This is a genomic window from Burkholderia sp. APQ4-4ca (assembly GCF_057837105.1).
Map to the genome: position 1 here is coordinate 26735 of NZ_JBYQCG010000233.1, position 21945 is coordinate 48679.

At 67.5% G+C, this 21945-nt stretch carries 25 protein-coding genes and 1 pseudogene; 11 read left to right on the forward strand and 15 right to left on the reverse strand.

All coding sequences use genetic code 11. The features are described from left to right. The coding region (locus tag AC3IFE_RS28925) for a sodium:calcium antiporter (protein WP_489193560.1) at nt 1–527 on the forward strand (527 nt) is incomplete at its 5' end. 5 nt (nt 528–532) lie between these two features. Here the strand turns inward: AC3IFE_RS28925 and AC3IFE_RS28930 are convergent. Further along, nucleotides 533–1171, reverse strand: a complete 639-nt coding sequence (locus tag AC3IFE_RS28930; protein ID WP_301737575.1) for a glutathione S-transferase C-terminal domain-containing protein — start codon at nt 1169–1171, stop codon at nt 533–535. Nucleotides 1172–1307: 136 nt separating this feature from the next. Here AC3IFE_RS28930 and AC3IFE_RS28935 point away from each other — a divergent pair, with 136 nt between their 5' ends. The 5 genes from AC3IFE_RS28935 (at nt 1308) to AC3IFE_RS28955 (ending at nt 5851) form a co-directional block, all read left to right on the forward strand. Beyond that, complete coding sequence (locus tag AC3IFE_RS28935) at nt 1308–1694, forward strand: winged helix-turn-helix transcriptional regulator (RefSeq protein ID WP_489193562.1); 387 nt, start codon at nt 1308–1310, stop codon at nt 1692–1694. 22 nt (nt 1695–1716) lie between these two features. Beyond that, nucleotides 1717–2085: a hypothetical protein gene (locus AC3IFE_RS28940; RefSeq protein WP_089468995.1), complete on the forward strand. Its 369-nt coding sequence runs from the start codon at nt 1717–1719 to the stop codon at nt 2083–2085. Nucleotides 2086–2298: 213 nt separating this feature from the next. Next, the gene (locus tag AC3IFE_RS28945; RefSeq protein ID WP_489193564.1) at nt 2299–3681 is read left to right on the forward strand and encodes an MFS transporter; all 1383 of its coding nucleotides are present in this window, start codon (nt 2299–2301) and stop codon (nt 3679–3681) included. Nucleotides 3682–4247: 566 nt separating this feature from the next. Then, nucleotides 4248–5132 (forward strand): helix-turn-helix transcriptional regulator, encoded by an 885-nt coding sequence (locus tag AC3IFE_RS28950; protein WP_089468993.1) that lies wholly within the window; start codon nt 4248–4250, stop codon nt 5130–5132. Nucleotides 5133–5260: 128 nt separating this feature from the next. After that, on the forward strand, nt 5261–5851 hold the full coding sequence (locus AC3IFE_RS28955) for a GNAT family N-acetyltransferase (RefSeq protein WP_489193567.1): 591 nt from the start codon (nt 5261–5263) through the stop codon (nt 5849–5851). Between the two features lie 41 nt (nt 5852–5892). On the opposite strand, the gene tam is transcribed toward AC3IFE_RS28955, so the two are convergent. Together tam and AC3IFE_RS28965 are read right to left on the reverse strand one after the other, a co-directional pair. Beyond that, nucleotides 5893–6678 (reverse strand): trans-aconitate 2-methyltransferase, encoded by a 786-nt coding sequence (tam, locus tag AC3IFE_RS28960; RefSeq protein ID WP_489193569.1) that lies wholly within the window; start codon nt 6676–6678, stop codon nt 5893–5895. 170 nt (nt 6679–6848) lie between these two features. Continuing rightward, nucleotides 6849–6990, reverse strand: a pseudogene (locus AC3IFE_RS28965) (RNA-guided endonuclease InsQ/TnpB family protein); the annotation flags it as partial. Nucleotides 6991–7080: 90 nt separating this feature from the next. Here AC3IFE_RS28965 and AC3IFE_RS28970 point away from each other — a divergent pair. Continuing rightward, nucleotides 7081–7977, forward strand: a complete 897-nt coding sequence (locus tag AC3IFE_RS28970; protein ID WP_489193571.1) for a LysR substrate-binding domain-containing protein — start codon at nt 7081–7083, stop codon at nt 7975–7977. A gap of 61 nt (nt 7978–8038) precedes the next feature. Here the strand turns inward: AC3IFE_RS28970 and AC3IFE_RS28975 are convergent, their stop codons facing one another. The 4 genes from AC3IFE_RS28975 to AC3IFE_RS28990 all read right to left on the reverse strand — a co-directional run bounded on the left by AC3IFE_RS28975 (nt 8039) and on the right by AC3IFE_RS28990 (nt 10384). Beyond that, nucleotides 8039–8473: a GNAT family N-acetyltransferase gene (locus AC3IFE_RS28975; protein WP_489193573.1), complete on the reverse strand. Its 435-nt coding sequence runs from the start codon at nt 8471–8473 to the stop codon at nt 8039–8041. A gap of 178 nt (nt 8474–8651) precedes the next feature. Further along, on the reverse strand, nt 8652–9119 hold the full coding sequence (locus AC3IFE_RS28980; protein ID WP_301737567.1) for a nucleoside deaminase: 468 nt from the start codon (nt 9117–9119) through the stop codon (nt 8652–8654). A gap of 98 nt (nt 9120–9217) precedes the next feature. Beyond that, entirely contained in the window at nt 9218–9688 is a 471-nt protein-coding gene (gene cynS / locus AC3IFE_RS28985) for a cyanase (RefSeq protein WP_489193575.1), read from the reverse strand. Nucleotides 9689–9724: 36 nt separating this feature from the next. Next, the gene (locus AC3IFE_RS28990) at nt 9725–10384 is read right to left on the reverse strand and encodes a carbonic anhydrase (protein WP_301737566.1); all 660 of its coding nucleotides are present in this window, start codon (nt 10382–10384) and stop codon (nt 9725–9727) included. Between the two features lie 113 nt (nt 10385–10497). On the opposite strand from AC3IFE_RS28990, the gene cynR reads away from it, so the two are divergent. Then, nucleotides 10498–11427, forward strand: a complete 930-nt coding sequence (gene cynR / locus AC3IFE_RS28995) for a transcriptional regulator CynR (RefSeq protein WP_489193578.1) — start codon at nt 10498–10500, stop codon at nt 11425–11427. Nucleotides 11428–11532: 105 nt separating this feature from the next. Here the strand turns inward: cynR and AC3IFE_RS29000 are convergent, their stop codons facing one another. Then, nucleotides 11533–11736, reverse strand: a complete 204-nt coding sequence (locus AC3IFE_RS29000; RefSeq protein WP_489193580.1) for a hypothetical protein — start codon at nt 11734–11736, stop codon at nt 11533–11535. 34 nt (nt 11737–11770) lie between these two features. Next, complete coding sequence (locus tag AC3IFE_RS29005) at nt 11771–13090, reverse strand: DUF3422 family protein (RefSeq protein WP_489193582.1); 1320 nt, start codon at nt 13088–13090, stop codon at nt 11771–11773. A gap of 161 nt (nt 13091–13251) precedes the next feature. Here AC3IFE_RS29005 and AC3IFE_RS29010 point away from each other — a divergent pair, with 161 nt between their 5' ends. Then, the gene (locus AC3IFE_RS29010; protein ID WP_027782171.1) at nt 13252–14127 is read left to right on the forward strand and encodes a LysR family transcriptional regulator; all 876 of its coding nucleotides are present in this window, start codon (nt 13252–13254) and stop codon (nt 14125–14127) included. Nucleotides 14128–14154: 27 nt separating this feature from the next. On the opposite strand, the gene AC3IFE_RS29015 is transcribed toward AC3IFE_RS29010, so the two are convergent. Then, complete coding sequence (locus AC3IFE_RS29015; protein ID WP_489193586.1) at nt 14155–14721, reverse strand: hypothetical protein; 567 nt, start codon at nt 14719–14721, stop codon at nt 14155–14157. A gap of 128 nt (nt 14722–14849) precedes the next feature. After that, nucleotides 14850–15200 (reverse strand): hypothetical protein, encoded by a 351-nt coding sequence (locus AC3IFE_RS29020; RefSeq protein ID WP_489193601.1) that lies wholly within the window; start codon nt 15198–15200, stop codon nt 14850–14852. A 490-nt stretch (nt 15201–15690) separates the two neighbouring features. On the opposite strand from AC3IFE_RS29020, the gene blaOXA reads away from it, so the two are divergent. Continuing rightward, the gene (gene blaOXA / locus AC3IFE_RS29025; protein ID WP_489193588.1) at nt 15691–16497 is read left to right on the forward strand and encodes an OXA-1043 family class D beta-lactamase; all 807 of its coding nucleotides are present in this window, start codon (nt 15691–15693) and stop codon (nt 16495–16497) included. After that, on the forward strand, nt 16494–17633 hold the full coding sequence (locus AC3IFE_RS29030; protein WP_489193590.1) for an acyltransferase family protein: 1140 nt from the start codon (nt 16494–16496) through the stop codon (nt 17631–17633). Before blaOXA ends, AC3IFE_RS29030 begins: the two co-directional genes overlap by 4 nt. 171 nt (nt 17634–17804) lie before the next feature. On the opposite strand, the gene AC3IFE_RS29035 is transcribed toward AC3IFE_RS29030, so the two are convergent. From AC3IFE_RS29035 to AC3IFE_RS29050, 4 genes are all read right to left on the reverse strand, one after another. Then, on the reverse strand, nt 17805–18392 hold the full coding sequence (locus AC3IFE_RS29035; RefSeq protein WP_301737560.1) for a class I SAM-dependent methyltransferase: 588 nt from the start codon (nt 18390–18392) through the stop codon (nt 17805–17807). Nucleotides 18393–18843: 451 nt separating this feature from the next. Then, on the reverse strand, nt 18844–20565 hold the full coding sequence (gene poxB / locus AC3IFE_RS29040; protein WP_301737559.1) for a ubiquinone-dependent pyruvate dehydrogenase: 1722 nt from the start codon (nt 20563–20565) through the stop codon (nt 18844–18846). A gap of 485 nt (nt 20566–21050) precedes the next feature. Further along, nucleotides 21051–21806, reverse strand: coding sequence for a heparin lyase I family protein (locus AC3IFE_RS29045; protein WP_489193593.1), 756 nt, complete (start codon nt 21804–21806; stop codon nt 21051–21053). After that, nucleotides 21796–21945, reverse strand: a 150-nt coding sequence (locus AC3IFE_RS29050) for a WecB/TagA/CpsF family glycosyltransferase (RefSeq protein WP_489193603.1), incomplete at its 5' end; no start/stop codon positions are given. The genes AC3IFE_RS29050 and AC3IFE_RS29045, both read right to left, overlap by 11 nt.

The following is a 21945-nucleotide window of genomic DNA, read 5'->3' on the forward strand; positions in this document are numbered from 1 at the left end:
TCCGCGCGTCGACCGGGCTCGTCGATGCCGGGCACGGCACCGAGGCACCGCACGCGATGTTCCTGTCGCGCGTCGGCCTGCCGACCAACCTGGCGACGATCGTGCTGCAACTGCTGATCGGCGTCGCGCTGCTGGTCGGCGGCGCGACGGGCTTCATTCACGGCGTCGAAGGCGTGTCGCACGTGCTCGGCGTGTCGGCGCTGCTGCTGTCGCTGATCATCGTGCCGATCGCGACGGAACTGCCGGAGAAGGTCAACAGCGTGCTGTGGATCCGCCGCGGGAAGGACACGCTCGCGTTCGGCAACATCACCGGCGCGATGGTGTTCCAGGGCACGCTGCTGCCCGCGATCGGCGTCATGCTGACACCGTGGGAGCCGCGCCCCGAGGTGCTGACCGGCGTGATCATCACGCTCGCGGCGGCGGTCTGGCTGCGCGTCAACGCGCGCACGCGCGGGCTCGCGATCTGGGCGCTGTTCGCGAACGGCGCGGGGTATGCGGCGTATCTGGCGTTGACGCTGACGCGCTGAATGCGTCAGGTCGCGGCCGGCCGTGCATCCGCCTGCAACACCTGCTGCACCGCCGGCCGCTCGCGCACCCGCTCGTACCACGCACGCAGATGCGCATGCCGGCTCAGGTCGATATCCGCGTTGTACACGGAACGCATCCAGTCGGCCTTGCCCCAGCCGGTCAGCGCGAACAGGTACGCATCGGCGACCGTGAACGTGTCGCCGGTGACGAACGTCCTGCCGTCGAGCTGGCGGTCGATCCACGCGAAGCGGCCGTCGAGCTTCTGCCGGACGGGCTCGACGTACTTCCCCGCCTGCACCGCATACAGCAGCGGGATGAAGCCCTTGTGGATCTCGGTGCCGAGAAAGTTCAGCCATTCCATCAGCCGGTAGCGCGCGAGCGTGCCGTAAGCGGGCGCGAGCGCCGCCTCCGGGCGCTGGTCCGCGAGATACTGGGCGATCACCGGCCCTTCGCGCAGCATCGTGCCGTCGTCGAGTTCGAGCAGCGGCACGTAGCCGAGTTCGGTCACGTCGTAGTAATCGCGGCCGCCGTCGACGACATGCTTGCGCGCGTCGACCTTGACGATCTCGGCGTCGAATCCGCCTTCGCGCAGTACGATGCAGATCGCCTGCGAACAGCTGCCGGGAGCGTGATAGAGCTTCATGCGTTTCCTTCGTGGGTTGTCCATGTATCGATTCGCCGCGACGCGGGCGCTAATATCTCGCATTGGCGCGGCGCTGGGAAGGCGGCAGTCGTTTGTGCCGTAGTCACAAAAAATTTACCGACCAGGATTCGGCACGATGAAAACGAGTGCGACAGGATGTTCCGTTGAAGAAGCGATGCGCCTGCTCGGCGGCCGCTGGCGGCTGCTGCTGGTGTCGTATCTGCTCGACGGGCCGCGCCGCTTCAGCGACCTGCGGCGCGACATGCCGGGCATCTCGCAGCGGATGCTGACGCTCGACCTTCGTGCGCTGGAAGACGCGCGGCTCGTGCGGCGCACCGTCTACCCGGAAGTGCCGGTGCGCGTCGAGTACGATCTCACCGCCGACGGCGACCGACTGCGGCCGGTGGTCGACGTGATGCGCGAATTCGGGTTGTGGCTGAAGGCGCGCGACGCACGGGCCGATGCAACGCCCGACGCCGACGCCGGTGTTGCAACCGAAGCCGCCATGCATTCCCCCCGATAACCATCACGCAGGAATCAGGTTCATGGAACTTCACGCTACCGTCGGCGCGGCCACGTCCGATCTCGACGACGACGAAAGCTTCGCCAACATCTACTGTCACGATGCGGAGCAGGATTATTGCTTCGCGCTGTCGCGCTTTCCGGACGACACGCTGATCGAAGTGATGGTGCGCGACCAGCTCAACCTGCGCGTCAAGGATCTGTCGGTGCGGTTGACCGACGATACGATCGACGTCGAGATCGAGCCCGGCGTCGCCGCGCGCCTCGACGGCCAGACGCGTTACGTGATCCATCTCGCGACCGGCCAGTACGATCCGGTCACGCTGCGCGCCGCGCTGCAGGAGATCTTCGTCGGCAAGAACGGCTATCGCGACGACAGCACGCACGGCTGACCGGCTGCAGACGCACGCTCCTTCGCCACGACGCCGGCACATGCCTGTCGGATCTCGATCCCACATACTGAGCGCCATGCGTCCCATTAATAGGGATGCCTGCCCAGATGTTGACGCGCGCCACGCCACGGCTCTAACGTTCGCCCCAATGCCATTCGATTCGGCCGTCTCGTTCGCGAGCGCCGGCCGGCGCATAGAACACAGGAGACGACCGTGGCCCAATCCACGTCACGCACCCATGCCAACCCGCCGGAGCGGCCATCCGCGCATGCCGGCGCCTCATCCGAATCCATATCCGCCACTCGCGCAACCGCGGCGCCGCCTAGCCGCAAGCGGCTGCTGATCCTCGCGCTGCTGTTCGTCACGGTCGTGATCAACTACCTCGACCGCAGCAACCTGTCGATCGCGGCGCCCGAGCTGTTCAAGGCGCTGAACATCGATCTGGTTCGCGCGGGCCTCGTGTTCTCCGCGTTCGGCTGGACCTATGCGCTGATGCAGATTCCGGGCGGCTGGCTCGTCGACAAGGTGTCGCCGCGCGTGCTGTATGCGGTGGCGCTCGCGCTGTGGTCGGCCGCGACGCTGCTGCTCGGTTTCGCCGGCTCGTTCGTCGGGCTGATCGTGCTGCGCCTCGCGGTCGGTGCGCTGGAAGCGCCGGCCTACCCGATCAACAACCGCGTGGTGACGACGTGGTTCCCGACCCGCGAACGCGCGAGCGCGATCGGCGGCTACACGTCCGGGCAATTCGTCGGCCTCGCGTTCCTCACGCCGGTGCTCGCGTGGCTGCAAGCGCGTCTCGGCTGGCACATGGTGTTCGTCGCGACCGGCCTCGGCGGCATCGCATGGGCCGCGATCTGGTATGCCGTGTATCGCGAGCCGCGCGCGTTGCGCGGCGTCAATGCGGCCGAAATCGCGCTGATTCGCGACGGCGGCGGGCTCGTCGATCTCGATGACCGCATCGCGGCGCGCGGCGAACGCGCGCCGTCGACGTGGCGCGACCTCGGCGTCGTGCTCGGCCGGCGCAAGCTGTGGGGCATCTACCTCGGCCAGTTCGCGCTGAATTCGACGCTGTGGTTCTTCCTCACGTGGTTCCCGACCTATCTCGTCAAGTATCGCGGGATGGATTTCATCAAGTCGGGCTTCCTCGCGTCGCTGCCGTTCCTCGCCGCGTTCGTCGGCGTGCTCTGCTCGGGCGTGCTGTCGGACTGGCTGATGCGGCGCGGCGCATCGCAAGGCTTCGCGCGCAAGTTGCCGATCATCTCGGGGCTCCTGATCTCGACCTGCATCATCGGCGCGAACTACGTGAGCTCCACCGGCTGGGTGATCGCGTTCATGACGCTCGCATTCTTCGGCAACGGCTTCGCGTCGATCACGTGGTCGCTCGTGTCGGGGCTCGCGCCCGCGCGACTCCTCGGCCTCACGGGCGGCGTGTTCAACCTGATCGGCAACCTGTCCGCGATCGCGACGCCGATCGTGATCGGGCTGCTGGTCGACGGCGCGGACTTCTCGCGTGCGATCACCTACATCGCCGCGATGGCGCTCGCCGGCAGCCTGTCGTACGGGCTGCTCGTCGGCAAGGTGGAACGTATCGACGCGTAGACGCACAAGGGCGGCACACCTGTGCCGCGCTGCTTGCCCGCTGCCCCGGTCGGCATCACAACCGCCGACACCCGTCACGCGCGAGATCGCCAGGATGACCTGGCGGCGTAGTCGAGCGCACCTGTATCGGTATCGACGCCGACGGTGCGCCGACGTTGCCCCGCTTGGCGCGCCACGCCGCCGATTCGGTCGACTCCGGAAACGCTACCAACCCTCCCCTGCCTTCCTGGCCGCAGCCGATTCAATTGCCGCGCTTGCCTTCGGCCGCGCGCCAATCGCTCTCGTCCCTCCGAAGTCGCGTGTCTTCGATTCACCCAAGCGTGCGCCCGGCGGCAGGATGCGCCTGATCACGTTGTTCATCGGCATCGCTTGTCGGTCGATTGAAAAAGGCCGCGACTCGTTTACACTGCCCCGGTATGCCCTCTTCGGGATGACACGCGACGTTTTACGGGCGAACGGCTCGACAGGACGCCTGCCGGCATGCCCTCCCGATCGCGAGCCGGGCAGATGCTTTTTTCGTATCAACGGAACGCGCGTCATGGGCGGAACAGGCCCTTGGGAACCGCATGCTGCTCAACGTGAACTCCATCCACCGCGACGACGATCGCGTCAACCTGTCGTTCAAGGCATTGGGCGAGCTGATCGAGACGGTCGGCACGCCGCACTTCGTGCCGCGCCTCACGCAACTGCTGAACGACGTCGTGCCGCTCGACGTCGCACACGTCGAACGCTCGCGCGTCGATGGCACGATGCCCACCGGCTATCGTTGCGAATGGATCGGCAGCAGCGGCATCGGCGCCGCGTCCACCGAAATCTCCGACGTGATGACGCTCTACTACGAGCGCTTTCTCGACAGCGACCCGCTGTTCGCGGGGCTGCGCGGCAAAACGGGCACGATGCTCGTCGTGCGCGACATCGCGGCGATCCCGCCCGGCGAATTCCGCCAGCGGCTGTTCGACGACGTGCATATCGGGCATGAATGCGTGCTCGCACGCGGCACCCGCTATTCGCAGCATTCGATCGCCCTGGAGCGCGGCCGCGACCGGCCGCCGTTCACGCTCGCCGAGATGAACCGCTTCCGCAGCATCAGCGACATGCTGTTTCCGCTGCTCGAACTGCATGCGTCGACCACCGCCGCGCGGCGCATCGCGCACGCGACGCCGGATCTCCATCCGCTCGCGCAATTCGATGCGCGTCTCGCGGCCGACGGCGTGAAGCTGTCGAAGCGCGAATACGAAACCTGCAAGCATCTGCTCTCGGGCAAGACCGTGCCGGAAACCGCCGACATTCTCGGCGTGCGCGTCGCGTCGGCCGAGTCGTACGTGAAGCGCGCATTCGCGAAGCTCGGCGTGCGCACGAAGCGCGAACTCGCCGCGTGGGGAGCGGCCGCCGCCGCGCGCGCTGCCGGCGGATCGCACGACGGCGGCGCACCGCCGGCCATCCCGCGCTGACCCGAGCCGCTCGCTGCGTCTGCGTCCCAGGGCGGTAAACGAAGCAACGACAAGCACGCGATTCGACGCGCCGACGATCGCATCGCGAACACCACCACGCCACTTCGCCGAAGACAGGACACCCACCCATGGACCGAGCCGAACACATCAGCATCGAGCCGATGCGCGCGCTTGCCGCCGATGAGCTGAACGCATGCGATTTCTCGTTCGACATCGCGTGGGAATTGAATGCGCCGTATCAGGACTTGCTCGATCTTCGCGCGCTGCCGGCGCGGCGCAAGGATTACGGCTTCGATCCGGCCCGCCGGGTGAGCGAAGCCCAGGGCCGAACGGCGCTGTTTCGCGCGACGGCCGGCGAGCGGCTCGCCGGATTCGTCGCAATCGAGGAAAGCTGGAACGGCATGGCCGAGATCGCGGAGCTGGCCGTCGACCGCCACTGCCGGCGCCAGGGCATCGGGCGGCTCCTGCTGGCGGCCGCGCAAGCGTGGGCGCGCAGCCAAGGGTTCGGCTTCATGCGGCTCGAAACCCAGACGAACAACGTCGCCGCCTGCTCGGCGTATGCGCGCGCGGGCTTCGCGCTCGGCGGCCACGACCGCTTCCTGTACGCCGATGGCGAAAATGCCGGGGAAGTCGCCCTGTTCTGGTACAAGGACCTGCGCGACGGCCAGACCGCGCGAAGCCGCACGGTCGACCCGGCCTCGGTGCGGCCGGTGCGCTGACGCGTCGCCATTCGGCGCGTCAATGCCGTATCGATGCCGCGTTACTTGCGCGTCGCCACGATGAACAGGCGCGGAAACGGCAGCAGCACCGCGCCGTCGTCCTGCACCGGATAGCCGTTCGGCCCGGCCAGCGCATCGCGATAGCGCGCGACGAACGCGCGCTGCTCGGACGCGTCGAGCGCCGCGAGAAACGGTCGCAGCGCGCTGCCCTTGAACCATTCGACCACCGCGTCCGCACCGCCGCGCAGCGGGTGGTAATAGGTCGTGCGCCACACGTCCACGCGCGAGCACAGCGGCGCGAGCAGCGCATGGTAGTAGCGCGCATCGAACCGCTCGGTGCGCGCCGCGGCTTTCAGCTTGTCGGCCCACGGGCCGGCCGCGGCAACTTCGCGCATCAGCCGATGCGCCGGTTCGTCGAGATTGTCGGGCATCTGCACCGCGAGATGGCCGCCCGGCGCGAGCCGGCCGACGAGCATCGGGAATAGCGTGTCGTGCGCGGGCACCCATTGCAGCACCGCATTCGACAGGATCAGGTCATAGCCGCCCGGGTCGTCCCAGGTCGTAACGTCGGCAAGGTCGAAACGCAGCGTCGGGAGGCGCTTGCGCGCGGCCGCGACCATGTCCGCCGATGCATCGATCCCGTGGATCGTCGCATCCGGTGCGCGAGCGATCAGCGCTTCCGTCGAATTGCCGGGCCCGCAGCCGATATCGATCGCGGTGCGGATCGGCGTGTTCGGCACGGCGGCCAGCAGGTCGCGCACCGGGCGCGTGCGTTCGTCCTCGAACTGCACGTACTGGTTCGCATATTGATCGAGCGAGGTCGTCACGATAGGGCTCCTTGTCGGCATGGGCGGCCGCCGCGCATCCGCGCAACAGAATGCCGCAGGCCGCCGATGCAGCGCATTCTGCGACCGCGCCCGACCTTAAGTAAAATGAATTTAATATCGTGATTGATTCAAAATTCTGTTGACGTCGTCCTCCGCCTAAAGGCGGACGAGTCCAACACCTGGCGATGCACACGCGCATTCGCGACCTTGGCGTGCAGCTTCGCGATATGCCGCTTGCGCTTTCGCCAGCTTCTCCGCCGCGCGTCGACCGAACTGGTCATTGGGCAGCTTCTCGCCGGTCGAAAAGCATGCAGGTGATCCTGACCCGCGGAAGAGGCTACCTGTCAACAGCACTCCTTTCCTTCCCCCCATCAATGGCGGGGTCTCTCGGAGCAAATTCTGATGAAGATCGATACGCTCGGTGTCCAGGCTTTCGTCGCGATCGCCGATGGCGGCAGCTTCCGGCAGGCGGCCGATACGCTGCACGTCACGCAAACGGCGATCACGCAGCGGCTGCGCAAGCTCGAAGCATATCTCGGCGTCGCGCTGGTCGAACGCACGACGCGCCGCACCACGCTGACCGAGATCGGCCGGCGTTTCCTGCCGCAAGCGCGCCGGCTGCTGAACGAACTGTCCGACGCGCTGACCGAAATCCGCGAGACGGGCCTGAGCCAGCGCGGCGACGTCACGATCGCGTGCGTGCCGACGGTCGGCGTGCAGTACCTGCCGCGCATCCTGCGCGCGTTCTCCGGGCACCGGCCGCACGATCGCGTGAAGATTCTCGATCACGCGTCGGCGTCGGTGCTGCAGGCCGTGCTGCGGCGCGAGGCCGAATTCGGCATCAGTATCGCCGGCGACCAGCACCCGGAACTCGTCAGCGTGCCGCTCACGCACGATCCTTCCGTGCTCGTGTGTCGCGACGATCATCCGTTCGCGAAGCGGCGGCGCATCCGCTGGGTGGCGCTGCAGCCGCATCCGCTGATCTTCGCCGGCGAAGTGAGCGGCAATCGCGGGCTGCTCGAAGGGGCGCTGAAGACGAGCGGCGTATCGCTGCATTCGTTCTACGAGGTGCAGCGCAGTTCGACGGCGCTCGGGCTCGTCGCCGAAGGGCTCGGCGCGGCCGTCGTGCCGAAGCTCGCGATCCAGAAGAATGCGTATCCGATGATCCGCACGATCGAGCTCGTCGAGCCGTCGGTGTCGCGCACGCTCGTGCTCGTCATGCGCCGCAACGCGCAACTGTCGCCGGCCGCGCGGGCGCTGTACGACATGATCGTCGAGCGGGCGGCGCCCGGGCGGTGATCCGTGCGCGATGCACGGCAACCGGCGTGTCACGAGATGCCGTGAAGCCGCCCGTTGCCGCTCAAAGCACCTTGACCATGAACACGCGCGCCGCGCCTTCCGGCTCGCACGGCACTTCGCCGAACGTCTCGTAACCCTGCTTCCGATAGAAGTCCGGCGCCTGGAACGAGATCGTGTACAGCACCGCACGCGCGCACCCGCGCCGCTTCGCCTCCGCTTCGGCCTCGCACAGTAACCGGCTGCCGAAGCCGCCGCCGCGCAGCGATTCGGGCAGATAGAACAGATCGATGAAGAACAGGCCGAGCGACGTGCGGCCGGTGAGGCCGCCCACTACCTCGCCGGTCGCGGGATCGGTCACGTAGACGTCGAGCGCGGCCGTGTCGGCGCGCCCCGTCATCGCATGGTTGAATTCGCCGAGCTTGCGGCTGATGAAGTCTCGGGCGGCCGGCTGCTCCGTGTCGGTCAGTTGCAGGGTGACGTCGGGATAGGCTGTCATGGAGGCGAACGCGTACGTGTGAAGAGCGCCGGGCGTGCGAGGCCGCGGCGGGCCTCGCACGACTATAGCGCGTCGTCATGCGCTCACGCCACCGCGAGCGACCGCCGCCGCCAGGCCGCGACGACCGCGCCGATCGTCATGCCCCGCGCTGAACCGCGCCACCGTCGCACGCATCGCGTCACTTCGCGTTCAATTCCTTCCAGCGCCGGTACACGTCGATCGCGCCATCGTGCTTCTGCTGCACCATCGGCAACCGGCGCTCCCCGATCGGCTTCGTGTATTCCGCATAAAACGTATCGAGCTCGAAGTACTTGCGGTCGTCGCGATAGAACGGCGCGTAATCCTCGCGCGTCGTGATGTAGATCACGCGCTTCGGGCTGCAGTAGTACAGCGAGCCGAGACACATCGGGCACGGGCTCGCGAGGATGTAGATCTCGCAGTCGGTCAGGTGCTCGGTACCGAGCTTGCGGCACGCGTCGCGCACCGCGAGAATCTCCGCGTGCGCGGTCGGGTCGCTGGTTTGCGCGACGAGATTCGGGCTCTCGGCGACGATCTCGCCGTCGCGGACGATCACCGTCGCGAACGGGCGGCCGCCCTCTTCCACGTTCTTCATCGCGAGATCGATCGTGCGCTTCACAAAATCCATGGGTGTGTCCTCGTTGAAACGGCTTGGCGGGAACGTGCGCCGGGCGGCACACGTCGGGCGATACGGCGCGGCACCGTCGTAGCGGCGCCGCGCCAGCGTCAGAACGGCTTGGTCGGCAGGTACTTGCCGTCGAGCGTGATCACCGCGCGCGAACCGCCTTCCGGATCGTCGACCTTCTTCACGTCGAGCCGGAAATTGATCGCGCTGATGATGCCGTCGCCGAACTTCTCGTGCACGAGCGCCTTCAGCGTCGTGCCATACACCTGCAGGATTTCGTAGAAACGGTAGATGGTCGGGTCGGTCGGCACGCGATCGTCGATGCTGCCGCGCAGCGGAATCGATTGCAGCAGCAGCACCGCGTCGTCGTCGAGGTCGAGCTTGTCGGCGACGACGCGCGCCGCGTCGGCCGGCAGCGCATGCTGGCCGAGCAGCGCGGCCGTGACGAACGCTTCGCTCAGGCCCGTGCCTTCGGTGAGCTGCGCGAACGACAGGTCCTTGCGCGCCTTCGCGAGGACGACGGTTTCCGCCAGCGCGTGACGCGCCGTCTGACTGTGCTGGGACTGGATCATGGCAATTCCTCGTAGTGGAGTGGGAGCGGGGGCGATTCAGGCCGCGACGGGCTGCGTCGCGGGGGTGGCACGGACGCCGGGATGGTCCGCGAGGGGCACGAACCGGCCGCTCGCGCCGTCGTAGGCGTCGATGCAGCCCGATTCGATGTCGTAGACCCAGCCGTGCAGCGCGAGACGCCCTTCCTCGAGCGCGAGCCGCACGGCCGGGTGCGTCTTCAGGTTGGCCAGTTGCGCGACGACGTTCTCGCGCACCATCGAATCGATCCGTTCGCGTTCGCTGCGATGCGAGCGCGCCTCGTTCACGACCCGCGCCGAATCGGCATAGCGCAGCCAGTGGCCGACGGCCGGCATGTGATCCATGCACTGGCAGGTCGCGATCGCGGTCATCGCGCCGCAATCGGAATGCCCGCAGATCACGACGTCGGTCACGCGCAGCGCGGCAACCGCATATTCGACCGACGCCGACACGCCGCCCGGCTCCGGGCCGTACGACGGCACGATGTTGCCCGCGTTGCGGATCACGAACAGATCGCCCGGTTCGCGCTGCGTGACGAGCTCGGGCACGAGCCGGCTGTCCGAACACGAGATGAACAGCGCCCGCGGGTGCTGGCTGCGCGCGAGATCGCGAAACAGCGCGGCGCGCGCCGGATACGCGTCGCGCTGGAACTTCAGGAAGCCTTCGATGATGTCCTTCATCGCGTGTTCTCCGGTGCCGGTGGAATCGATGAAGGACAGGTTACGCCCGGCTTCCGATAACGTAAAAGACTGATTTATGATCCGATGGATAAGCACGACTTATAGGAGCCGCCATGCTGCTGCGCCACATCCACTATTTCCTGGCCGTCGCCGAACACCGCAGCTTCACGCGCGCGGCCGCCGCGCTGCACGTATCGCAGCCCGCGCTGTCGCAGCAGATCCGCCAGCTCGAGGACACGCTCGGCGCGCAGTTGTTCGACCGCACCGGGCGCGTCACGCGGCTGACCGATGCCGGCGACGTGTATTTCCGCCATGCGCGGCAGGCGCTGCACGATCTTGACGAGGGCCGGCGGGCCATTCACGACGTGCAGGACCTGAGCCGCGGCTCGCTGCGCGTCGCGGTCACGCCGACCTTCACGAGCTACCTCGTCGGGCCGCTCGTCGAGGCCTTTCACGGGCGCTACCCGGACGTGTCGCTATCGATACGCGAGATGTCGCAGGACCGCATGGAAGCGCTGCTCGGCGACGGCGAGCTCGATGTCGGCATTGCATTCGACGAGGTGCAGGCGGCGGATATCGATGCGCAAACGCTGCTGGTCGAAACGCTCGCGCTCGTCGTGAACCGCGGGCACGCGCTCGCCGGCAAACGCAAGGCCGGCCTGCACGCGCTGCACGACGCGCCGCTCGTGCTGCTCACCGCGGAGTTCGCGACGCGCACGCAGATCGACCGCTATTTCCGCGCGCACGGCGTGCAGCCGCGCGTGCTGATGGAAGCGAATTCGCTCGGTGCGGTGATCGAAATCGTGCGCCGCACGACTCTCGCGACGCTGCTGCCGGCAACGATCGCGGCAGGGCATGACGATCTCGTCGCGGTCGCGCTCGATCCGGCCGTGCTGCGGCGCACGGCCGTGCTGCTGCAGCGCAAGGGCGCGTACCGAAGCGCGGCCGCGCGTGCGTTCGTCGAGCTGGCGCTCGCGCAGGGGGCGGAAAATTCGAAGGGGGAAGGCAGGGCGCGTGCAACGCGCAGAAAGGCGGCCGGCTGAACGCAGTCGCGCGGAACGGAAGACGAACCGTCCCGCGCGGACGTCCGGCGTTTCAGTCGAACGAAACGCCGGCGGGACGTCGAAACGACGCGAACGATACGCGCGTCAGTTGTACCCGAGGATCGCCACGGCCGCGACCTCCGGCCGATCGATCGTATTGCCGACGAGCGAGGTCATCGGTTCCTGCAGCACGGCCCGATACGAGCTCACGCGCGCTTCTTCCGGCGTACCCGCGTCGTCCGTGGCCGGTTCGTCGAACGCGGCATCGAAGCCGCTATCAAAACCCGTTTGCTTCTGCGAAAAAGTCATCTCCACTCCTTTGCTTCGATATGTCGTCGATGTTCTAGCCAGCCTGCTTCAACGCCGCCGCAGGCACGGGCGCGCCGTCATGCGCGGCCTCGGACCGCGCGAGCTGGGCACGCGTGCGCCGCGTGATGTGGATCACCGCGAACACGACCGGCGCGATCAGCAGCCCTTCCGCCAATTCGGGATCGACCGGCAGGTTCATCACGTGCAGCGCCTTGAACGCCGCCGTCGCGAGCGACAGCACGTAGTAAGAAATGGCGGCCACCGACAGCCCTTCGACCGCGTGCTGCAAATGAAGCTGGTTGCGCGCGGTGCGCTCCATGCCGGCCAGCAGGCGCGTCACGTCCTTTTCCTGCGCGAGATTCACGCGGGTGCGCAGCAGGTCGACCGCGCGCGCGATCCGCGCGGCGATCTGCTCGTGACGCGCCCACACGCTGCGGCAGGTTTCCATCGCCGGCGCGAAGCGCCGCTCCATGAATTCGGCGATCGTCGGCATCCCTTCGATACGCTCCTCGCGCAACTCGTGGATGCGGGCCAGCACGAGCTTTTCGTACGCGCGCGACGCGCTGAAGCGCGCGCCCGCACCCGACAACGATTCGACCCGCACCGCGAGATGCGTAAGCTTGACGAGCAGCGCCGTGTCGTCGCCATCGGCGCCGCTCGCGTCCATCCGCTGCATCAACGCATGCAGCGCCGCATCGATCTCGTCGAGCTCGCGGCTCATCCGGCGCGCGACGGGCAGCGCAAGCAGCGCCATCATCCGGTACGTTTCGATTTCATACAGGCGCTGCAACAGCCGGCCGCCCTGCTCCTCGCGGAAATCCTCGTCGACGACGAGAAAACGCATGAAACCGTCGTCGCGCACGTGCCAGTCGCAGAACACCTTGCCGCCGCCGAGCACGTGGCTGCCGACGAGCGCGGGCCCGTCGATCCAGCGCCGCAGGTCGCCGCACACGCGCCGCGCGGCGTCGCCCGACAGCAATTCCATCCGCACCGCGACGAAACGGATGCCGGCCAGCCGCGCGAACCACGCGGCCGGAATGCGGTCGATCGCGAGATCGTCGAAATAACCGGTGTCGCGACGCGGCGCGACGAACGTGAAGGTCGAGAATTCGGTGTGGCGCTCCCACTTCAGATGCCAGCCGCACGGCGACCGCACCGCATAGTGCGTCGCGCCTTCGTGCGGCGCGTCGATGCCGGTATCGCGGCACAGCGCATGCAGCAGCGTTTCGTGGAGGTCGGGCTGGCCGTCCGCATAGATCGCGTAATGCGTGAGCGACACGGCTTCGGCGAGCCGCAGGAACGGCCGGGCATGCAATTCCGCAGCCAGTGCGGCGCGCAACGGATGGTCCATCATCGATTCACCACGCTTCCCTGTTCAGTCCTGCCCGCCGGATCATCCGGCCCGGCCGCCGCGTCACGCTCGCGCAAAACGCCAGCGCGATTGCACTATGGCAGACACACAGCAACAATAAAAACGCATAATGCTGATCGTTACGTTCAGTTTTCCTGATACCCATGAAGATGCTCGATCACGACGTGCTGGCCACCGTCGTCGCCGTCGCGGAAACCGGCAACATGACCCGCGCGGCCGAGGCCGTGAACCGCTCGCAGTCGGCCGTGAGCATGCAGATCAAGAGCCTGGAAGACGCGATCGGCCGGCCGCTGTTCGTGCGCAAGCCGCGCAGCATCGTGCTGACGCGCGAAGGCGAGGTGCTGCTGGGATTCGCCCGGCGAATGCTGGCGCTGCGCGACGAGGCATGGGCGGCCGTGGTGCGGCCGGAAGTGACCGGCAAGGTAGTGATCGGCGTGCCGGACGACTATGCGTCGTCGCTGCTGCCGTCGGTGCTGAAGAAATTCTCCGCGACCTACCCGAAGGTCGAGATTCAGGTAATGGGGCTGCCGAGCAGCGCGCTCGCGCCGCTGATCAAGGAGGGCACCGTCGATCTCGTGTGCGGGACGCGCATCAAGGGGCTCACCGGCGACTTCATCCGCCACGAGCCGATGGCGTGGGCCGCGATGACGAACGGGCCGCGCGTGTGGGAGGAACGGCCGCTGCCGATCGCGGTGTTCATGCCCGGCAGCGTCGCCCGCGAGAACGCGATCCGCAGCCTCGAACGCGCGAAAGTGCCGTACCGCACGTCGTATGAAAGCCCGAGCCTGCTCGGGCTGCTCAGCATGGTCGAGGCCGGCCTCGCGGTCGCGCCGCTCGCCCGTTGCGCGATCCCCGCGCAACTGTCGATGCTCGGCCGCTCGCACGGGCTGCCCGACCTGCCGCCGCTCGAGCTGATCCTCGCACGCAGCACGAAGTCGAAACGGCCGCCGTGCGACTTCCTCGCGGAACAATTGATGGAAGACCTGCAGCGGCAGACCGGGCAGACCGGCGACGCGTGAGCCGGCCGGCGCTCGCTCGCCGCGGCGTCACCGATGGCCGGTCGTGCCATGCCCGGCCGCGAGCAACGCCGCATTGACGATGGCCGCCACCGTATCGACGAGCGCTTCCAGCGTGTCGCCGTGCACGTGGCGCTCCGCGGGCGAAACGTGCTCGTTGCGCCGGCCGCCCCACTGGGAGCCGGCCGTGACCGACAGCGTCGCGCTGAACCGGTGGCCGTGCCGCCGGCCGAAGACGCCGATCCGCCGCTCGGCGACGTAAGCCTGTTCGGGAAGAAACAATCGGATCTCGACCGCCACTTGATCGGGGTCGGCCGCGCACGCGTCCGTATCGAACGCCGGCGCGAATACTTTGACGATGCGAAACGTCACGTGGGAATCCCACGCGGCGAGCGGCCCGCCGGCCGCATCGACGCGTTCGGCGTCGACCGACCACTGATGGCGATCGGGCACCCGAATCGCCTGGCGCAGCAGCACGTCAGCCGCGCGAACCGTCACCATCAACTGCCGGGCAAGCTGCCTGCCCGACGGCAACGCCGCGGTATGCGCGCGACGGGCAGCCGGGCGCGCGATACGCACTTCTTCCGTAAGGTACATAGGCCCTCCCTGTTCAGGGGTAGCGCCGCGTTCGACGCAGCGCACAAACGTCCACCGTCACCGGCCGGCGGACAGCACGGCGGCCGGCGAATCGGCGGCGGATTAGCCGAGCAATCGCCGTTCCCGGCTCAACGGGCGGTGGGCGAAACTCGCAACGGGCGGGCGACCGGCCCGATCACCGCGTCGACTTGCTGCGCGGTCAGCGTGTGCAGCGTGAAATCCAGATCTTCCGGCGCGATGTCGAAGTGCACGTGAATCATGTTGCGCACGGCGCGCGCGCCGACGACATGCACGCCGAGCGGGGAATGCAGCAACGCGGCAAGCCGGGCGTGCGCGGCCGCGGCGGAGTCGGCCGTCAGCATGACGGGCAGTTGCAGGCGCGGGCGCGGCGCCGGGAACGGCACGGCGTTGGGGGATGCGCCGGCACGCAACCGGCGGCCGGAGACATCGAACGCTGGAAAGGGATGAATGAAGGTCATGGCGCGGACGGAAGCCGTCTCGGCTGTTCGACACGTACCCAGCTTAGAAGAGACCGTATCAACGCCGTGCAAAAAAACGGGTCGGTCGTGCAAAAAACGGCAGGCATGCGCCGGGATCGCGCCCCGTACGTCGCGCTGGCGGCGCCGGCGCCGGACAGCCACTTCGACGCCCGATCGGCCGTTTGGCGGACTCGGCTCGCCGGGTTCGCGGCGATATGCCGCGCGCTTTCGACCCGTTGCCTGCAGCCATGACCGTCCGGTGATGAGCGTGTGATCGACATGAGCCACGTGAACCGGTGAAGGTCGCATGCACCCCGTCAACCATGACAGGTCGACAGCCGGCGATCCGCCGATACACTGTGAGCCACTCCCGACGGCCGCGATCTCCCTTATTCATCGATGCCGGCCGTCGCTTCGATTGCGCACGGGGTCATCCTCCCGCTTCCCGTCCGCCCCGCATACCTTTCGCACACGTTCCAAGGAGCCGCACTTGAAGCACTGGCATGACACGCTGCTCGCCTGCGCCGGCCTGCTGGCCGCCACGTCCTCTCACGCCCATCCCGTCTGCACCGTCGTCGCCGACGCCACCACCGGCAAGGTGCTCGTGCAGCAGGGTGACTGCACGACCCGCGTGACGCCGGCATCGACGTTCAAGGTCGCCATCAGCCTGATGGGCTTCGACGCCGGCGTGCTGAAGGACGCGCACACGCCCACGCTCGATTTCCACGCCGGCTATCCCGACTGGGGCGGCGCGCCGTGGCGCGAACCGACCGATCCGGCGCGCTGGATGAAGCTGTCGATCTTCTGGTATTCGGAGCAGGTCACGCAGGCGCTCGGGCAGGCGCGCTTCCAGCAGTACACGAGCGCGTTCGGCTACGGCAACGCCGACGCCACCAGCCAGCAGGGCGAATTCCCCGGCATGATGGGCGCATGGGTCAATTCGTCGCTACGAATTTCGCCGCTCGAACAGGTCGCGTTCATGCGCAAGATCGCGCAGCGGACGCTGCCCGTCAGCGCGCACGCATACGACATGACGGGTCGGATCACGCTGCTCGACGCGCAACCGGGCGGCTGGACCGTGCACGGCAAGACCGGCACCGGCTCCCCGGGCATCAAGTACGACGCTGCACACGCGTACGGCTGGTTCGTCGGCTGGGCGACGAAGGGGTCGCGCACGCTGGTGTTCGCGAACCTGATCCAGGACGACGAGCGGCAAACGCCGAATGCCGGCCTGCGCTCGCGCGACACGTTCCTCGCGGCGCTGCCGACACTGGCCGACCCGACCCGGCCGCAATGAGCGCCGTCCCCCGCAACGCCCGGATCGACCTGTTGCGCGGCGTCTCGATCCTCCTCGTTCTGCTGCATCACTTCAACATCGCGTATCCGCTGCGCGACACCGCGCTCGCGCATGTGCTCGGCTGGGACACGATTCATGCGATCGTGCGCAACGGCAACTACGGCGTGACGATGTTCTTCGCGATCTCGGGCTACCTGATCACGTCGAACGCGCGCCGCCGCTGGGGTAACCTCGGCGCGCTCGACGTGCGCGCGTTCTACGTGTCGCGCATTGCGCGGATCGTCCCGTGCCTGCTTCTGTTGCTCGCGCTCGTCAACGGCCTCGCGGCGGCCGGCGTGCCGATCTTCACGAACCACGCGCCGCAGGGCATCGCCGTGTCGTACTGGCTCGTGAATCTGGCATCGCTCACGTTCTGGATGAACGTGCTGATCGGCGCGTACGGATGGGTCAACTACGCGCTCGGCGTGTTGTGGTCGCTATCGGTGGAAGAGGTGTTCTATCTGTCGTTTCCGCTGCTGTGCATCGCGCTGCGCCGCGACGCGCGGCTGTTCGCGTTCTGGCTGCTGATTGCGGCGATCGGTCCCGTGTACCGCTTTACGCATCCGGGCGACGAAGGCGGCTTCCTGTATGCGTACTTCGCCTGCTTCGACGGCATCGCGATCGGCTGCTGTACCGCGCTGCTCGCCGAACGCGCGCGCTGGCAAATGCTCGCGGCCGCGCCCGTGCAATGGCTCGCGGCAACCGCGATGACGGTGCTCTATCTCGCGTGGCCGATCGCGGAAAGCCATGTGCTCGGCGTATCGGCGATGGCGCTCGGCACGGCCGTGCTGCTGATCGGCGCGCATGCCGAACCCGCATCCGCTCACGGCCGCCTGCTCGCGCCGCTGCGCTGGAGCGGCCGGCTCAGCTACGAGCTGTATCTGTTCCATCTGATCGTGCTCGGCGCGCTGCGCACGGTCTGGCCGCCGTCCGCCACGCATGGCGACGACAAGCTGGCGCTGCTCGTCGCGTATCTGGCGCTGTCGTCGGTACTGAGCGCGGTCATCGCACGCGGCTATGCAACGCCGCTCGATCGCCTCATCAAGCGCGTCGCGTCGCGGCCCGCGGCGCAGGTACCGGACAGCGCGCGCGTCTAGCTTCTGCACGTGGCGGCGAGCAAAGCAAAAACCGGCCAGGGCTCGGCTGTATCGCAATCGCAAACACGATGCAGGAATCCGAAGCGGGGACAAGATGAAGGGAAACCGCAAGAATCGGCATGGCCGATGACCGGATGCGGCGCCCCGCGACGGCGCCCCGCGCGGCCGGAATCAGCCGGCGTATGCTGCGACGCAGCGCACGGTCACGATGCGCGCGGGCGGAAGATTGGCCCACACGATCCGGCTGTCGCATGCGACGAATGCCGAATCGCCCAGCGGATGACGGCCGGGCGCGCGCAGGTCGTAGGTGAATTGAATCATCACGCCGTCGGCCGACAGCACGCGATGGCACTGACCGACGATCGCCGCGACGTCCTCGCGCGGCAGCGTGCGCAGCGGCAGGCACGACACGATCGCATCGACCGTGGCGCCCGCGGGCAACAGCCGCTCGAGCCGCCGGGCGTCGCCCGATACGATCGAGATACCGGGAAAGCGTCGCCGCAGATGCTGCACGAACGCCGGCGAACGTTCGACCACCACGAGGCGCCGTGGCGCAACGCCGCGTTCGAGCAATGCCGCGGTGATCGCGCCAGTGCCGCCGCCGAGTTCGACGACCAGCCCGTCGCCGTCCGGCACCGCATCGGCCATCTCGCGCGCCAGATGTCGCGAACTCGGGCACAACGCACCCACCGCGGCCGGCCGGCCGACCCACTCGCGCACGAACAGTGCCGAGACACGCCACGCGTTCGGCCACGTCATCGGCGGGCCTCCGCCGTTCGTGCGGTCGGCGGCGGCGTGCCGATGACCGCGCGGAACAGGGCTACGACGACACGGGCAAGATTCATGCGCATCCTCCTGGGAAAATCGGTCCGCCGCAGGACGCGCGACGATCAATCGATTCTAGGAAACGCAAACTTAAGGCGACGTGAAGATCGACCCTGATTCGCCTGATCAATGCGTGCCGGGTCAACGCTTGGCGGGTTCCCGCAAGTGCACTGGATAGCGCGCGAACGGTCCGGATCGGCCGCAGTACGGCGTCGTTCGCGTCGAAATCACCGGACGTCGCCACCACGGCGAGCGAAATGGGGCCAGTATGTTGGCGCGCTTGCTCGCTGCCGCCACCGTTCGCCGAAGCCGTGCGCGCGAGGGCGGCACCGCCCGCGCGCTGTCACCCGCGCGCCATGGCCGCCACGCGACGCGCGACGCGCCGTCACCGCAAGTTGGTTCTCGCCAGCTCGACGATCTCGTCGCCGCGCCCGCTGAGAATCGCGCGCAGCATGAACAGGCTGAAACCCTTCGCATGCGCGAGTTCGATCTTCGGCGGCATCGCGAGCTCGTACTTCGACGTGACGACGTCGACCACGGCCGGCCCGTCATGCTCGAACGCCGTGCGTAGCGCGTGCTCGACGTTCTCCGAATGCTCGACGCGCACGCTGAAGATACCGGCGCCCTTCGCGATCGCCGCGAAATCGGTCGGGCTCAGGTCGACGTTCGTGTCGAGATAGCCGGCCGCCTTCAGTTCCATCGACACGAAGCCGAGCAGGCTGTTGTTGTACACGACGACCTTGATCGGCAGCTTGAGCTGGCGCGCGCTCAGCAGATCGCCGAGCAGCATCGACAGCCCGCCGTCGCCCGACAGCGACACGACCTGACGCCCCGGATGCGCGCCCTGCGCGCCGAGCGCCTGCGGCATCGCGTTCGCCATCGATCCGTGGTTGAACGAGCCGTGCAGTTGCCGCTTGCCGTTCATCGTCAGGTAACGCGCGGCCCATAGCGTCGGCGTGCCGACGTCGGCCGTGAAGATCGCATCCTCCGCCGCGACTTCGTCGACGATCTTCGTCAGGTACTGCGGATGAATCGCGCGGCCCGGCGGCTCGGCCACCGCGAGATCGTCGAGCCCCTTGCGCGCGGCCGCGTAGTGCTTCAGCGCATTCTCGAGGAAGCGCCGCTGCGTCTTGCGCGTGAGCCGCGGCAGCAGCGCCGCGATCGTTTCCTTGACGGTGCCGACGAGCCCCAGCGCGAGCGGTGCGCGATGGCCGAGCTGCGAGCCCTTCCAGTCGATCTGGGCGATCTTCGCGTTCGCCGGATAGAACGGCCGGTACGGGAAATCCGTGCCGAGCATCAGCAGCGTGTCGCAGGATTCCATCGCGTGATAGCCGGAGCTGAAGCCGATCAACCCCGTCATCCCGACGTCGAACGGGTTGTCCCACTCGACGAACTGCTTGCCGCGCAGCGCATGGACGACCGGCGCGCCGAGCGTGTCGGCCAGCGCGACCACTTCGTCGTGCGCGCCCTGCGTGCCGCTGCCACACAGCAGCGTGACCGCGTCGGACGCGTTGAGCAGCGCCGCGAGCCGGTCGAGATCGGCATCGGCCGGCAGGATCGACGGCGGCGCCGATTCGCTCCACGCCGGCGCCTCGTCCGGGCCGTCGCCGAGCGCGATGTCGCCCGGCAGCACGATCACCGCCACGCCGCGCTCCTCGATCGCGGTGCGCATCGCCCGCGCCAGCACGCGCGGGAACTGCGACGCGTTCGTCACGAGCTCGGCGAAGTGGCTGCATTCGCGGAACAGCTCCTGCGGATGGGTTTCCTGGAAATAGCCGAGACCGATCTCGGTGGACGGAATGTGCGCGGCGATCGCGAGCACCGGCTGGTGATTGCGGTGGCAGTCGTACAGCCCGTTGATCAGGTGCAGGTTACCGGGGCCGCAACTGCCCGCGCACACCGCGAGCCGCCCGGTAGACGCGGCATCGGCGCCGGCCGCGAACGCCGCGCTTTCCTCGTGCCGCGTATGCATCCAGCGGACCGAGCCGATCTGGCTCAGGCTGAACGACAGGCCGTTCAGGCTGTCGCCCGTCACGCCCCAGATGCGCTCGACGCCCGCTGCCGCCAGCGTCTTCGCCAGGTATTCCGCCATCGTCTGTCTTGCCATGATGCCCTCGCTCGTTGATCGGTTGTCGATTGATCCGGCTCCGGCGTCTGCTGCCTTCGCCGCTGACGGAACGAGCATACGCGATCGCGCCAGGCGGCGTCGTGACGGTGCAGCGGCATGCGCGACAGCGCGGCTGCGGCCGTCCAGACGGCTCGGGCACCCTTTGGGCGAGGTTGGATGCGTGGGGATCGGCGGCGAGCGTCCGCCCAGTTGCCCGCGGTGCCTGCACTACACCGGCAGCGCATGCGTCGACAGAATTTCCCCGATCACCGCAATCTAATTTCATTGCGCGAGCCCACTTTTTCACGAACCGAAATTACGTCATCTTCGAGCGAATCGCCGATAACGTAGACCGCCGCGATTTGATTTCGCAAGCTCATTTCCCGCACCTCTGACTATTATTTTTTCTCGGCGGTGCACCGCTTGCCGGCCGCGCCCGAACGGCGAGCCATGCGTGAAGCCGATATCGCCTTGCCCACCGCGACCTACCGCAATACCTGCATCTCGATGTCGCCGTAATACATCGTCCGGTCGGTCACGTCGGTGGGGCGCGTCGTCCACCACCATTTGTACAGGCCGAGCTTGAAGTAAGCCTGGCGTTCGTTCGGAAACGCGTTGGGTACGCCAGCCGCATGCACGACGCGCTCGCCGTTCCGGAACACCTCGGTCAGCGCGTCGACGCCGCGATCGTCCGGGCGATACCGCAGCACCCATCGAACCATTCGCCCTCTGTCCGCCGACGGATCGCCGAACGCAAACGATCGGCTCGGCGTACCCGGCGCGCCGCGCACGTCGACTTCGTATGCCCCGGCGTTCAGCAGCAACGCGAATGGCGGTGATCCGTCGTTGCTGCCCTGATGCAACTGCGCGATGAGTTCCGGCTGTCGAGCATCGAACCGGTAGTCGGCGGGAATCACCGTCGACCAGCGCACTTCGTAGTCGCGTCCGTTGACGAAACGAAACACCGGAAAGAAGCTGACCTCCGAACGCGGCGTCCCGCTCGCCACGTCGCTGAAGTCCTGCGAGCGGCTCATCGTCACCCTCAATAGCGGGCCGCGAATCCCGGGGATGCCGCCGGTCGCGATGTTCCGGGGTGCCGGCGCCTGCAGACGCAGCCGCGGATCGACGCCGCGCGCCCAGTCCGATCGATAGAAGTGCGTTTCCTCAGGCGAGCCGCCATACGGGCCGGCCTGACACGCCGATGCGACAAGGCAGGCGGCAAGCGCGACTCTACTGCGCATCGACCGCTTCCTTTCGTCGCCACAATCGCGACACATATGCGCCCGTCAGCATCATCAGGAACCGGCTGTTGGTCGACAGATAGCGCTTCCACATCCGCCTCGGCTCCTGGATCACGCGGAACGCCCATTCGAGGCCGCC